This is a genomic window from Gemella sp. zg-1178 (assembly GCF_018790995.1).
Taxonomy (GTDB): Bacteria; Bacillota; Bacilli; order Staphylococcales; family Gemellaceae; genus Gemelliphila.
This window is the reverse complement of sequence record NZ_JAHKEI010000013.1, coordinates 1-14,278: the sequence shown is the minus strand read 5'-3', so window position 1 is coordinate 14,278 and position 14,278 is coordinate 1. Positions and strand designations below refer to the sequence as shown.

Genomic DNA, 14,278 nt, shown 5'->3' with positions numbered 1-14,278 from the left:
TTTTAAAAATTTACTATTTTAAAGATAATTTTTTATTTTTTTCTTGGATTTTCTATTACTATTGCCCCAGCAGGAGTTCCCTTGATACAGTGTTTACACATATTTAAGAATAATCCATGCTCAACAACACCAACAATATTAGCTAATTTTTCTTTAACTATTTCTATATCAAATCCTAAATCCAGATGTAAATCAACTATATAATTCTTGTTATCTGTTATTAATATTTCTTCATTTTTATAGCGTAAGACAGGATTTAAACCTTGTTTTTTCATCTTGTTGATAGTGTGTGTATAAGCAAATGGTAAAATTTCAACTGGTAAATTAAAAGCACCAAGTTCTTCAACGTCTTTACTCTCGTCATAAATCCAAACCACGTGTTCGCTTAAGTCGGCAACTATTTTTTCTCTAAATAGGGCTGCACCACCACCTTTTATGGCATTAAAATTTTTGTCGATTTCGTCAACACCGTCTACTGTTAAATCGATGTGTTCAACTTCTTCTAGTTCTTTTACATTAAGACCTAATGATTTTGCCAATTCTATACTTTGAACAGAAGTAGAAACTAGTTCTACATTTAAGCCTTCTTTTACTTTTTCTGCTATGGCATGAATAAAATAATATACGGTTGAGCCAGTTCCTAAACCTACTACCATACCATCTTTTACAAAATCTAATGCTTTATACCCTACCTGTTCTTTTAAATTCATAATTTTCTCCTTATTTATATTCAATCAATAAATATTTTTTCTTACCACGTCTTAATACTAGATAAGATTTTTCTAACACGTCTTTATCAGAAATTGTATAATCTAAATCAGTAATTTTTTCACCGTTGATGTAGATTGCACCGTTTGTTATATCTTCACGAGCCTGACGTTTTGAAGTAACTAATTTTGATTTTACCAAGAAATCTACTATATTATCTTCTTCTTTTTCTAATATTTCTTTTGGCATTGCTTTTACAGCTTGTAAAAATTCAGAAGGTGATAAGTCTTTAATATTGCCAGAGAAAAGTGCTTCTGTTACGTGTTTTGCACTTTCAAGTGCTTCATCACCATGAACTATTTTCACCATTTCTTCTGCTAATTTTATCTGAGCCTTTCTAAGATGAGGTTCTGTTTCTACACTTCTAGCTAATTCTTCTATTACTTCTTTTTCTAAAAATGTGAATTTTTTTAAACTAGCAATTACGTCAGCATCAGCAGTGTTGAACCAGAATTGATAAAATTCATAAGGCGTAGTTTTTTCTGGGTCTAACCAGACTGCACCTCCTGTTGATTTTCCAAATTTTGTTCCGTCAGATTTTAACATCAAAGGAATTGTAAAGCCGTAGGCTTCTGTATCTCCATTTAATTTACGCATAATTTCTAAACCAGTTACTATATTTCCCCACTGGTCAGAACCACCAAGTTGCATTTTAACATTATGATTTTTATTCAGATAAGCAAAATCAATTCCTTGTAGTAGACTATAAGAAAATTCTGTAAATGACAAACCATTTTCTAGCCTAGATGATACAGAATCTTTGGCAAGCATATAATTTATATTTACTAATTTTCCATAATCTCTTAAAAATTCTAGCATTGATAACTTGCTCAACCAATCATGATTATTAACAAATTCTATATTTTTATTGTTACGAAAAATATTGCGTAACTGTCCTTCTAATTTTTTTGCATTAGCTTCAATTATATCCAAAGTTTGTAATTGTCTTTCTTCACTACGACCAGAAGGGTCGCCAATAACTCCTGTTCCACCACCAACTAAAACAACGGGCTTGTGTCCATACTCTGCAAATCTTTTTAAAGTTAAAAATGGTAATAGGTGTCCTACGTGCAAAGAATCACCAGTTGGATCAGTCCCACAATAGATAGATACACTTTCTCGTTCTAATAATTCTCTTATTCCATTTTCATCAGTTTGTTGATAAACCAAATCTCTGTATTTTAAATCTTTTAATAATTTAGACATATATCCAACTCCTTTAATTTAATTTACAATTTATTATAGCATAATATTATAGTCAATAACTAGTTTAAATAAAAGTTTTTATTTAATATAATTTTCTAAAAAATTTTTTTATAAAGACTTATAAGAAAGTTTTTTTATTATTTCTGTGTGTTCTGGATAATCTTTTATTAATTCAGCTTGAGTAAACAATTCAAAATCTTCATAAGTAAAAGCAGGCGTAACAACACAAGCAACTATGGCAAAGTCATCAGGATTTTTACTTTTTACACTGGATGCAAAAATTACACCTTTAGGAACTGTATATTGCAAGACTTGATTTTCTCCTAAACCTAAAAATTTCTTCATATCTGCCGTTAGGAAAAATCATGTGAATAGTTAAAGACTTGCCACCGTGATAAAAGCATAATTCATCAGATTTTAATCTGTGAAAATGCGATGGATTACTGGCTGTTAGTAAAAATAAAATATTGGACATTAAATTTCTATCTCTTCCGTCTGCTAATTTAATTTTTTCTTCTGAAATATAAGTTTCTTTAAAGTAGCCTCCCTCTGAATGTTTTTCTAATTTCAATTTTTCTACATAATATTTATAATCTTTCATAATTTTTCTCCTAAAATTTATATAAATAATTTTACCATAAATATCTTTTAATAAATTAAAATAGAAAAAATAAAATTTTTTCTTAATTTCTTCTTAAAATCTTCTTTAATTTATTTATTGAAGAATATTTGATTATGTATTAAAATGAAATAGAAAATAAAATTTTGAAAGGATAAAAAATTGATTACAGCAAAAAATATTATAATTGACCCCCACGATACTTTGCGTACTCGTTGCGAAGAAGTAAAATCACCCATATCTCTTGAAGATAAAAAAATTTTAAAAAGTTTATTGGAATATGTAATAGCTTCTCAAGATGATGAATTATGCAAAAAATACAATCTAAAACCAGGAATTGGTCTAGCAGCTCCACAAATAAATGTTGCAAAAAGAATGATAGCAGTTCACATACCAGATGAGGAAGATGAAAAAAATACAATTTCATATGCCCTTTACAATCCAAAAATAATTTCTCATTCTTCTGCCAAATGCTATCTTGAGGGAGGAGAAGGTTGTTTATCTGTTGATAAAGAAATCAAGGGTTATGTTCCTAGATATTCAAAAATAAAAGTTATTGGCTATACTGAAAATGACGAAAAAGTTACTTTAAACTTAACAGGTTTAGCAGCTATTTGCTTCCAACATGAGATTGACCATTTAAACGGTGTTCTATTCTACGACCACATAAATAAAACTAATCCTTTTGACGTGCCAGAAGAATACGAAAAACTTTAATAAAATTTCTTGACAAAAAAATAAAATAAGAGTAAAATATTAGAAAATTAAATATAAAAATTTGATATAGACATATTTTAAAGTAATAAAATTTCAGAGAGAGTACATTTGCTGCGAGTACTTAATTTTATTTTTAAAATTCTACTATTTCCTATTTGCATAGGGTCAAATAAGTTAGCTTTTATTTAAAAAGAAGAGAGCCTGTATGGCTGAATTTGGGTGGAACCACGAAATACTCATCGTCCCTTGTCTTATTTTAAGACAGGGGATTTTTTATATTAAAATTAGGAGGATATTTTATGTTAGACATTAAATTAATAAGAGTACAACCAGACTTGGTTAGAGAAAAAATTGCTAAACGTGGCGACAATACAGAAGTAGTTGATAAAATTTTAGAACTAGATAAAAAACGACGTGAGTTACTTGTTAAAGTTGAAGATTTAAAAGCACTTAGAAATAAAACAAGTGAAGAAATAGCAATTTTAAAACGTAAAAAAGAAGATGCAAGTGAAGTTATTAAAGAGATGAAAAAAGTTTCTGATGAAATAACTAATCTTGATGTTGAAATAAGAGAAATAGACGAAAAATTACATGACATTGTATGTCGCATACCTAACCTAGTTTCTGATGAAACACCTAGCGGCGAAGATGAAAGTGAAAATATTGAAGTTAGACGTATTGGAGAAATTAGAAATTTTGGTTTTGAACCAAAGGCTCACTGGGATTTAGTAGAGGACTTAGACATAGTTGATTTTGAACGTGCTGCAAAAGTAAGTGGAAGTAGATTTTTATTCTATAAAAATGCCGGTGCTTTATTGGAACGTGCCTTGATAAATTTTATGATTGATACTCACGTTTTAGAACACGGCTACCAAGAAATGATGGTTCCTCAACTTGTAAATAAAAATTCTCTATTCGGAACGGGACAATTCCCTAAATTTTTGGAAGATGTTTATACGATAGAATCAGAAGGCTTAACTCTTATCCCAACAGCAGAAGTTCCACTAACAAATTATCACAGCAACGAAATCCTAGAAGAAGATTATTTACCAAAAGGACTTACTGGATTTAGTATTTGCTTCCGTTCAGAAGCAGGAAGTGCAGGTCGTGATACTCGTGGACTTATCCGCATGCACCAATTTGACAAGGTAGAAATGGTTCGCTTTGCAAAACCAGAAGAATCATACGAGCAGTTAGAAATTATGACTTCTCACGCAGAAAATATTTTGAAAAAATTACAACTACCCTACCGTGTAATTACACTTTGTACAGGAGATACTGGTTTTTGCAGTGCTAAAACATATGATTTAGAAGTTTGGTTACCAAGCTATAACGCATATAAAGAAATAAGTTCTTGTTCAAACTGTACAGATTTCCAAGCAAGACGTGCTAATATCCGCTTCCGTAGAAAAGATACAGGAAAAATTGAATTTGCTCATACATTGAACGGTTCTGGACTTGCTGTTGGTAGAACAGCGGCTGCCATAATTGAAAATTATCAAAATGAAGATGGCTCAATTACAATACCAGAAGTTTTAAGAGCCTATATGAGAAATATGGAAAAAATTACAAAATAATTTTATAGCAAAAAGGATTGGAAAATTCCAATCCTTTTTTATCCTTTATAAACAACTGATTCTTGATTATCAAGTATATATTCATAAATTAATTCTGATACTTTTTCAGTATTGTGGCGAACAATATTTTTTCTATTTTTATTACATCTTCATCAGAATTAATTTCTATTCCTAAATTTTTTGATTATCTTTTATATTTAATCAAGCTGTATCTCTTTCTAGTATAATAAATATCAATTATTCCTACTATAAAAATTAATATAAAAGAATACTTATATCCACTATATGCGATAACATACATTAATAAATATGATATAAACGATTGTAATAAAAATAGTATGGAATGTTTCTCGCTTATACTATTCCATTGAAATAAAGTGTATATGCTATAAAATATAAGAATAGTCAATATAAAAATTTGACTTGTAAAAAATATAAAAGGATATTCAATATTAAATTTTTGCCTGATTTCTGTAACTACAAGAAGTGAAGTTACAGTAAATAAAAATCCTAGTATGCCTGTATTGTATAAAATAATTTTATTTTTCATAGTAAACATCTCCCTTTAAAAGTTTTATAAGAAGTATTTACACCATAAACCGTAATATTATACATTGCCTACCATACAAATTACCTTTATTCAATTATTAAACTTACTTATATCCTTTACCTCTATTTATTATAACATATAAAAATATTTTTTCTAATTATTACTTTCTTTTTATGGTGTTTTTTATAAATTAACTTCTGTATTTTCTAAAATAAAGAAGTTAAGAATTTTCAACAAACTTATATATTACCCAACTAACAAAACAATAATTTTTTATTGGAGATTTAAACATTCTTCAATAGAAATTTTTTTAATGATTATTAGAAAATATAATAAATAATAATTTTACAGTATATATAATAAAACGCCGAGAAAAATTTTCTCGGCTTAGATTATTTATTATTTTATTCTTAAATAATCCTTTTTTATCCTTTATAAACAATTGATTCTTGATTATCAAGTATATATTCATAAATTAATTCTGAAACTTTTTCAGTATTGTGGCGAACAATGTTTTTTTCTATTTTTATTACATCTTCATCAGAACTTATTTCTATTCCTAAATTTTTTACTTCTTCATAATCTAATATAACCTTGTCTTGTTTCGAGAGCTTATAAAATTTCAAAACATTTTCTTCTATATCTTTTGAATTTGCTATTACCAAATCAAAAATATTTTCTCCTATGTGTTTATTTATTGCTTTTATGTGGTCGGACACCTTGTAATTATCAGTTTCTCCATTTTGCGTCATAACATTAGCAACATAAATTTTTCTAGCCTTACTGTTTTTTATTTTTTCTGCTATATTTCCAATAACCAAGTTGGGTATGATAGATGTGTACAAACTACCTGGACCCATTATAATATAATCAGCTTCTTCAATAGCTTTTAAGACATAATCAGTTGTCTTAACAGTTTTTGGAGTTATATATACCCTATCTATCACGCCACCATATTCAGTTATTGTTGATTCTCCTCTTACAATAGTATTATCTTTCATAACTGCATTTAATGTTGCTATATCGTTAGTTGTTGGTAAAACTGTACCCTTGACATTAAAAATTTTGCTCATAATTTTTACAGCTGTCGAAAAATCTCCATGAATATCTGCCATGGCAGCAATCATCAAATTACCGACTGGGTGTCCACTAATCTCTCCAATATCAAAACGATACTGAAACATTTTTTCCAAGTGTGGTTCTACATCAGAAAGTGCAGCTATTACATTTCTTATATCCCCCGGTGAGGGAATATTCATATCACTTCTTATTTTACCAGAACTTCCACCATCATCTGCAACAGTTACTAAAGCTGTTATATCTAATGGATAATTTTTAAGTCCTCGCAAAAGAACAGATAAGCCTGTACCTCCTCCAATAGTTACTACTTTTATCTCATTATTCATAATATTACCTGCTCATATTTATATCTCTATGTGAAATATAAGTTGTGTATCCTTCTTTTTTAATATCTTCAAACAATTTTCTAGCTATACTTACAGAACGGTGCTTACCTCCCGTACAACCAACAGCTATGGCTATCTTATCTCTACCTTCATACTGATATTTTTCAATCATAAATAAAATTAATTTTTTCAAATTATCATAAAATTCTTGACTTGTATCATCTGCCATAACATAATTATAAACATCTTCTTCCAAACCAGTTTTTTCTTTTAACTCATCTATATAAAATGGATTTCTTAAGAATCTTACATCAATAATATTATCAGCATCAATAGGAATACCATATTTATAACCAAAACTAGAAACTGTTACATGATACCTATCAAGTTTTTTGATACTAAAATCTTGAGAAATTTTTTCTATTAAATCTTTAACTTTTAGCTTGCTCGTGTCATAAATATAATTTGCATTGACTCTGATATTTTTCATCAGTTCACGTTCTGCCCTGATACCATCTAACAAGTTACTTTTTTTAGAAAGTGGGTGATTTTTTCTAGTTTCCTTGTACCTATTAACTAAAACTTCATCACTACAATCAATATAAATAATTTTTATATTAAAATTATCATCTTTTAAAATATTTTGCAACATTGTTCCAAGTTCTAATGAGAATTTTTTACTTCTTATATCTATACTAATAGCAGCCTTTGTTATATCTTTTTCTATCAACAATTTTAAAAATGCATCAACAAGTAGTGAGGGCATATTGTCAACACAAAAATATCCAAAATCTTCAAAAACGTCTAAAGCTGAATTTTTACCAGCACCACTCAAACCAGTAATAATAACTAAATCTTTTTTCATTTTATTTTCCTCTTAAATTATAATTTACAAAAATATATTTTACTTAATTATACACTATTTACAAATATAAAAAAAGTCTAGCTAGTTTTCTAGCTTATAATCTGTATTTTAAATTGAAATATTTTAAAATAAAATTCTTAAAATAAATTTTTTAAAATTAAAAAATATTTAGCATAGATTTTTATCCGCACTAAATATTAAAATAATTATTTTGCTTCATACCAGTTGTTGCCGTAAGAAGCATCTGCTTTTAATTTAACCTGCATATTAGCTGAAGATTCCATTAATTCTTTAACTATTTTTTCTAATTCTTCCCTGTCATCTTTATGCACATCGAATATTAATTCGTCATGAACTTGCAATAATAATTTTGCTCTTAGCTTGCTTTCTTTTAAATAGTTAGCAACTTTTACCATAGCAATTTTTATAATGTCTGCTGCACTTCCTTGTATTGGTGTATTCATGGCAATACGGCTATTTAAGTTTACTATCATTTTATTTTTATTGTTTATTTCTGGTAAATACCTACGACGAGAAAATAAAGTTTCTACGTAATTATTCTCTTTTGCAAATTGCACTATCTCGTCCATGTAGTTTTTAACACCAGAAAATGTTTCTAAATATTTTTCTATAAATTCTTTGGCTCTTTTTCTACTAATCCCTAAATTATTAGACAGACCAAAATCTGAAATACCATAAACTATTCCAAAGTTTACAGCCTTAGCTTCACGACGCATATTTTCTGTAACTTCTTCCAGTGCTACATTATTCACTTGACTTGCTGTTTTTGTATGTATATCTTCATCATTATTAAAGGCTTCTATCATAACTTTGTCATTTGCTATATGGGCTAAAACTCTTAATTCTATTTGCGAGTAGTCTATGGCTAAAATAAGATTATCAGCACTAGATGGTACAAAGGCACGACGAATTTTTTTCCCATCTTCTATTCTGATTGGAATATTTTGCAAGTTTGGATTGATAGATGATAAGCGTCCAGTTTGAGCCAGCGTTTGTTCATAGATAGTATGAATTTTACCCTCTCTACTTATATCCTTAATCAACCCTTTGGCATAGGTAGAATTTAATTTAGTAATTGTTCGATACTCCATAATAAGTGGAACAATTGGGTGTTTATTTTCTAAAAATTCAAGGACTTCAATAGAAGTCGAATAACCTGTTTTCGTTTTTTTCACAGCTGGCAAACCTAAATTTTCAAAAAGAACCATACCTAATTGTTTTGGCGAAGAAATATTAAATTCACTACCTGCTAGGGCATAAATAGAATATTCTAAATCTTCTGTTCGCTTATCCAAATCATAACTTATAAGCTCCAACTCTTTTTTATTGACATGTATTCCTTCAAATTCCATATCAGCTAAAACTTTAGATGTTGGTATTTCTATATCATGATAAAGAGAAAGCATATTTTGCTCATTTAGTAAATTTTCCAATACAGGTTTTAATTCAAAATTATATCTAACTATCTTGGCTAAGTAATTTTCAAAAATTTCTTTTGGAGGGACTGAACGTTTTACCCCCTTGCCATAAATTTCTTCATCACTTTCTAAAATTTTTCCTAAATAGTGATTTACTATCTTATCTAATTTGCCAGCAAGGGTTACATCTACCAAGTAGCTAGCTATCCTTGCATCGAATATGGTTCCCCTTATTTCTATTCCATAAAATTTTGCGTGATAGGCAACTTTTTTAAAATCAAAAATATTTTTGCTTTCTTCTGAAGATAGATAAGAAACTACATTTTTATTAGTAAAAAAATCTTCTTTAGCAAATAGGTAGATACTATTATCTGAGTAAACAGCAAGGGATAAAACATCGCTATTATGGTAGTCATCTGTATAGCATTCTAAGTGAATAGCTGAATTTTTTAAATTTAAGTCTGTCTTAGCGTCAGAATAAATAATTTTTAAGTTTACTTCTTCTTTTTTTGCTGGAGGCTTTTCTAATTTTTTTAGAAAGGAGCTGAACTCTAATTTTTTATATAAATTTGTTTTTTTATCAATATCTTCCGTAAAAGTTAAGTCTGAAATTTCACGCTTTATAGGTACCTGTGTATAAATGGTTGCCAATTTTTTACTAAGAATGGCACTATCCTTGCCATTTTCTAATCTCTCTTTTAATTTTTTCCCATTTATCTTATCAATATTATTTAAGACTTCTTCTAGGCTACCGTATTCAGACAATAATTTAATTGCAGTTTTTTCTCCGATACCTTCAATTCCTGGTATATTATCCGACTTGTCCCCCATTAAGCCTTTCATATCTATTATTTGCAAAGGGCTTAGCCCGTATTTTTTATTAATAAAGGCGGGTGTGTAATAATCAAGTTCTGTAACCCCTCGCTTAGTATAATAAATTGTAATCTTGTCACTTGCTAATTGTGTTAAATCCTTATCTCCTGACACTACTATTACATCATGACCCAAGGCTTGCGATTTTTTTGCATAAGTTCCTATAATATCGTCCGCCTCATATTCAGCATCTTCTTCATATTTTATTCCGTAACTATCCAAAAGTTCTCGAACATAGTCAAATTGCTCTACTAGTTCGCTAGGAGTTTTATCTCGTGTTCCCTTGTAATCTGAATAAGTTTGATGACGGAAGGTAGCCTTGCCCTTATCAAATGCAACCAAAGCAAAATCAGGTTTAACATCTGCCAATAACTTTTCTAGCATTAAAGCAAATCCGTAAACAGCGTTTGTATATAAAGCCTTTTTATTTTTTAAAAGTGGCATGGCGTGAAAGGCACGATAAGTTAAACTATTACCATCTAATAACATAATTTTTGACATAAATAATCCTCAATTTTCTCTATAATCATTAACATTATAACACAAAAACTACTCGCTTCATAAAATATAAGTTGAACTAGTAACTTATAAAATTTTAATTTCTATAATAAATAAAAATTTCCTGACATAAAATTTTCAAAATAAGATTTTAAAATAAAAAATTAATTATAAATATTATAAATTTTCTTAACTGAAAAATATTTTTTATAAAAATAAAAAACCTGATAAAATTATCAGGTCTTAATGTATATCTCGTTTTTTAAAGTTAGCTCCACTAACTTCTGCAATATTCCCCATAGAAAGAAAGGCATTTTTATCTATACTTGTAACTATTTCTTTTAAAATTGATTCTTCTATACGAGTGATAACACAAAAAACAACTTTAGTCTTATCACCACTATAACCACCCTCTGCTATAAGTAATGTAACACCCCTACCTAATTGTTTCTGTATGGCCTTACTAATAGCGTCATAGTCTTTAGAAATAATCATAACTGATTTAGAATCGTTTAATCCTTCAATAACCGTATCCATAACTTTTGAAGCTATGAAATAACTTATCATTGAATAAAGGGCTGCTTCCCAACCAAAAATAAAACCAGAAATAATAAATATCCCTACATTAATAACTAAAACCATCTCTCCAACAGAAATTGGTAATTTTCTTGTAATAAAAATAGAAAACATCTCACTGCCGTCTAATGTTCCACCGCTACGAATAACTAAGCCAACGCCAATACCCAGTATTATCCCTCCAAAAACACAAGCTAAAAATGGATTTGTTACCAAAGGGGGGTAAGGGTGGAATAAGCTTGTTGATATAGATAGAGCTACCACACCAAAAATAGAAGCCAGTGTAAATTGTAAACCTATTTGTTTATAGCCTAAATACAAAAATGGAATGTTTAAAATAAATATAAAGATACCTAAGGGGATTTTTATATAGTGATAAGCAATAATAGATAAACCTACTACCCCACCATCTAAAATATTATTAGGTATTAAGAAAAATTCTAGTCCCGCCGCAAAAATTATAGAACCTATTAATACTACAAAATATTTTTTCAAATAATTTAATTTTGACAATTAAATTCTCCTTTCAAAAATTGTGATATTTATATAGTAACATAATAGTAAATATATTTAAATTAATAGGTGTTACTAAACATTTTAAAGTTATATAATAGTTTTTATCCTTTATTTTATATTTTTTATTTCAAACCTTTACTTTCCCCTAAAATTAGATTGAATAATATTTACTGCTTTTCTTAAAAAAGACTTTGGTAAAAATTTTACACTTGTAACTAAAATTTTATTTTGCAAACCAGGTAAAATTATAACTTTCTTACTAGACATAAATTTATCATAAGCATAATTTACAACTTCACTAGCTTCTTGCATTTTTACTCCACTGAAATTCACATCGGCATTTTTTTCAAAATTAGTTTTCGTAGGTCCTGGACATAGGGCTGATATTTTTATATTAAATTTGGTCAGTTCTTCAGCTAAAGCTTCTGTAAAACTTAAAACAAAGGCTTTACTTGCATAGTAAACACTCATTTTTGGCCCTGGCATAAAGCTAGCAACCGAAGCAAGATTTAAAATTTTTCCACTATTTTTATCAATCATTTCATTTAGGAAATAATGCGTCATTTGAACCAAACTTCTAACATTCAAATCTATCATATTTGTTTGTTTATCCAAATCACTATCTTTAAAATCTCCGAAATCTCCAAAACCTGCATTATTAATTAAGATTTCTACTCTTAAATTATTTTCTTTACAATATTCATAAACTTCTTTTGCCGCTGAATTTTTTGATAAATCTTTTACTAAAATAAAGACTCTAATATTATATTTTTTTTCTAAATAATTTTTTATTTCTAATAATTTATTTTCACTTCTTGCTACTAATAATAAATTATAAGTTTCCTTTGCATACTTGTAAGCAAACTCTTTCCCTAAACCTAATGATGCTCCAGTTATTAATACTATTTTTGTCATAATCTTCTCCTTAAAAATTTATTATTAAATTTTACTATATTTTAAATTAAAAATATACTTAAAATATTTGTATTATTTGTTTGCAAATTTTTAATAGTCTTATTTTTGAAAATAAAAAAGACAACCTTTCGATTATCTTTTTTAAGTTCATAAAATTTAATAATTAAACAAAAAGACACTTAGTTAATTTCCTTAATGTCTTTTTAGCTATCTTTACCAATTATTAAAGCCACCATTTTTTATTATTTTTGGATAATCTACAAATGACATACTTAAATCTAGTCTCCCAGGTACTCCGGCAGCAGAACCATCTGAAGTATATTGATGCATTCCATATGAAGAAGCAACATAAGTGTTAGGATCTTGAGTCCAGTGAGCTACCCAGCGATTATACTTATTTAAGTCGTTTGACATACTATTAAACCAATTTCTAGAGGCGTATACTCCACCTAAGTAACCATTTTCCTTGTAAATATCTATATGAGTTTTTATTATATTTTCTCTTCCTTGCCAAGAATTTGCTGGGTGATGTGAACCTTGTTTTTCTTTCCAATAATCAGCATCCTCCATATCAACAAATATTGGGTATTCTGGCTTATAGTTTTTAATTGTATTTAGAAACATATTTGCTTCAGCTTTAGCCTGCTCTTCATTAAGAGCGTAAGAGTACCAATAAAATCCAAATGGAATACCTTCTTTTAAGGCTGCGTTGGCATATTCTCTAAATTTTCTATCTTCTCTTACTGTTCCAAAACCAGCACGAATTATTAGCCCATCAACTTCATGTTTTAATTTTGAAAAATCTATATCAAGATTATGTTCGCTTATATCTGCTATTTTTTTAGGGGTAAATTTGTAGCTGATATTTTCTTTATTAACTTTGTTGTCTATGTAGTCTACATGGTAGCCGTCTGATGGCAAACTACTTGTTAGCATTGCTCCATTTACTCCTAGGTAGTAGTCTCCTATCCACTTGTTTTTTGCTAGGCTTCCGTCTGCTTCTAAATAATACCATTTTCCATTTTCTTGATGCCAGCCTGTTTGTTTTGTTTTGTTTGCTAGCCACTTACCATTTTCATCTACATAGTAGCCGTCTGGTGTCCAACTACTTGTTAGCATTGCTCCATTTGCTCCTAGGTAGTAGTCTCCTATCCACTTGCTTTTTGCTAGGCTTCCGTCTGCTTCTAAATAATACCATTTTCCATTTTCTTGATGCCAGCCTGTTTGTTTTGTTTTGTTTGCTAGCCACTTGCCTCTGTAGTCTACATAGTAGCCGTCTGGTGTCCAACTACTTGTTAGCATTGCTCCATTTGCTCCTAGGTAGTAGTCTCCTATCCACTTGTTTTTTGCTAGGCTGCCGTCTGCTTCTAAATAGTACCATTTGCCATTTTCTTGATGCCAGCCTGTTTGTTTTGTTTTGTTTGCTAGCCACTTACCACTGTAATCTACATAGTAGCCGTCTGGTGTCCAACTACTTGTTAGCATCGCTCCATTTGCTCCTAGGTAGTAGTCTCCTATCCACTTGTTTTTTGCTAGGTTGCCGTCTGCTTCTAAATAGTACCATTTGCCATTTTCTTGATACCAGCCTGTTTGTTTGGCTTTGTTGGGAACCCACTTACCATTTTCATCTACATAGTAGCCGTCTGGTGTCCAACTACTTGTTAGCATCGCTCCATTTGCTCCTAGGTAGTAGTCTCCTATCCACTTGTTTTTTGCTAGGCTGCCGTCTGCTTCTAAATAGTACCATTTGCCA

General features: G+C 29.2%; 13 protein-coding genes. 2 read left to right on the top strand and 11 right to left on the bottom strand.

All coding sequences use genetic code 11. From position 1 onward, the window contains the following. Window positions 1-32: 32 nt before the first annotated feature. From rpiA to KMP12_RS07855, 4 genes are all read right to left on the bottom strand, one after another. Window positions 33-710 (bottom strand): ribose-5-phosphate isomerase RpiA, encoded by a 678-nt coding sequence (rpiA, locus tag KMP12_RS04870; RefSeq protein ID WP_215756621.1) that lies wholly within the window; start codon window positions 708-710, stop codon window positions 33-35. A 10-nt stretch (window positions 711-720) separates the two neighbouring features. Further along, window positions 721-1,974 (bottom strand): tyrosine--tRNA ligase, encoded by a 1,254-nt coding sequence (gene tyrS / locus KMP12_RS04865; RefSeq protein ID WP_215756620.1) that lies wholly within the window; start codon window positions 1,972-1,974, stop codon window positions 721-723. Window positions 1,975-2,082: 108 nt separating this feature from the next. Beyond that, window positions 2,083-2,283 (bottom strand): cupin domain-containing protein, encoded by a 201-nt coding sequence (locus KMP12_RS07860; protein ID WP_371821667.1) that lies wholly within the window; start codon window positions 2,281-2,283, stop codon window positions 2,083-2,085. Then, window positions 2,264-2,575, bottom strand: a complete 312-nt coding sequence (locus KMP12_RS07855; RefSeq protein WP_371741355.1) for a cupin domain-containing protein — start codon at window positions 2,573-2,575, stop codon at window positions 2,264-2,266. Before KMP12_RS07855 ends, KMP12_RS07860 begins: the two co-directional genes overlap by 20 nt. Window positions 2,576-2,755: 180 nt before the next feature. Between KMP12_RS07855 and def the strand changes: the two genes are divergently transcribed. Together def and serS are read left to right on the top strand one after the other, a co-directional pair. Beyond that, window positions 2,756-3,310 carry a peptide deformylase gene (gene def / locus KMP12_RS04855; RefSeq protein WP_215756619.1) on the top strand — a complete coding sequence of 185 codons (555 nt, stop codon included), beginning with the start codon at window positions 2,756-2,758 and terminating at the stop codon, window positions 3,308-3,310. A 299-nt stretch (window positions 3,311-3,609) separates the two neighbouring features. Beyond that, the gene (gene serS / locus KMP12_RS04850) at window positions 3,610-4,887 is read left to right on the top strand and encodes a serine--tRNA ligase (protein WP_215756618.1); all 1,278 of its coding nucleotides are present in this window, start codon (window positions 3,610-3,612) and stop codon (window positions 4,885-4,887) included. A 184-nt stretch (window positions 4,888-5,071) separates the two neighbouring features. Here serS and KMP12_RS04845 read toward each other — a convergent pair whose 3' ends face one another. The 7 genes from KMP12_RS04845 to KMP12_RS04815 form a co-directional block, all read right to left on the bottom strand. Then, complete coding sequence (locus tag KMP12_RS04845) at window positions 5,072-5,437, bottom strand: hypothetical protein (protein ID WP_215756617.1); 366 nt, start codon at window positions 5,435-5,437, stop codon at window positions 5,072-5,074. Between the two features lie 425 nt (window positions 5,438-5,862). After that, window positions 5,863-6,843: a gluconeogenesis factor YvcK family protein gene (locus tag KMP12_RS04840; protein WP_215756616.1), complete on the bottom strand. Its 981-nt coding sequence runs from the start codon at window positions 6,841-6,843 to the stop codon at window positions 5,863-5,865. A gap of 4 nt (window positions 6,844-6,847) precedes the next feature. Next, on the bottom strand, window positions 6,848-7,708 hold the full coding sequence (gene rapZ, locus KMP12_RS04835; protein ID WP_215756615.1) for an RNase adapter RapZ: 861 nt from the start codon (window positions 7,706-7,708) through the stop codon (window positions 6,848-6,850). Window positions 7,709-7,914: 206 nt separating this feature from the next. Beyond that, complete coding sequence (polA, locus tag KMP12_RS04830; protein ID WP_215756614.1) at window positions 7,915-10,521, bottom strand: DNA polymerase I; 2,607 nt, start codon at window positions 10,519-10,521, stop codon at window positions 7,915-7,917. Window positions 10,522-10,761: 240 nt separating this feature from the next. Further along, a complete protein-coding gene (locus KMP12_RS04825) occupies window positions 10,762-11,607 on the bottom strand; it encodes a YitT family protein (RefSeq protein ID WP_215756613.1) in 846 nt (281 codons plus the stop codon). Window positions 11,608-11,745: 138 nt separating this feature from the next. Next, on the bottom strand, window positions 11,746-12,525 hold the full coding sequence (locus tag KMP12_RS04820) for an SDR family NAD(P)-dependent oxidoreductase (RefSeq protein ID WP_215756612.1): 780 nt from the start codon (window positions 12,523-12,525) through the stop codon (window positions 11,746-11,748). Window positions 12,526-12,738: 213 nt separating this feature from the next. Further along, a partial coding sequence (locus tag KMP12_RS04815; RefSeq protein ID WP_305798196.1) for a GH25 family lysozyme occupies window positions 12,739-14,278 on the bottom strand: 1,540 nt, incomplete at its 5' end.

Bases quoted from the DNA above. Each gene is read 5' to 3' on its own strand.
- KMP12_RS07855 (WP_371741355.1), bottom strand. From the start codon at position 2,575: ATGAAAGATTATAAATATTATGTAGAAAAATTGAAATTAGAAAAACAT.
- KMP12_RS04845 (WP_215756617.1), bottom strand. From the start codon at position 5,437: ATGAAAAATAAAATTATTTTATACAATACAGGCATACTAGGATTTTTA.
- polA (WP_215756614.1), bottom strand. From the start codon at position 10,521: ATGTCAAAAATTATGTTATTAGATGGTAATAGTTTAACTTATCGTGCC.
- rpiA (WP_215756621.1), bottom strand. From the start codon at position 710: ATGAATTTAAAAGAACAGGTAGGGTATAAAGCATTAGATTTTGTAAAA.
- KMP12_RS04820 (WP_215756612.1), bottom strand. From the start codon at position 12,525: ATGACAAAAATAGTATTAATAACTGGAGCATCATTAGGTTTAGGGAAA.
- rapZ (WP_215756615.1), bottom strand. From the start codon at position 7,708: ATGAAAAAAGATTTAGTTATTATTACTGGTTTGAGTGGTGCTGGTAAA.
- tyrS (WP_215756620.1), bottom strand. From the start codon at position 1,974: ATGTCTAAATTATTAAAAGATTTAAAATACAGAGATTTGGTTTATCAA.
- serS (WP_215756618.1), top strand. From the start codon at position 3,610: ATGTTAGACATTAAATTAATAAGAGTACAACCAGACTTGGTTAGAGAA.
- KMP12_RS04840 (WP_215756616.1), bottom strand. From the start codon at position 6,843: ATGAATAATGAGATAAAAGTAGTAACTATTGGAGGAGGTACAGGCTTA.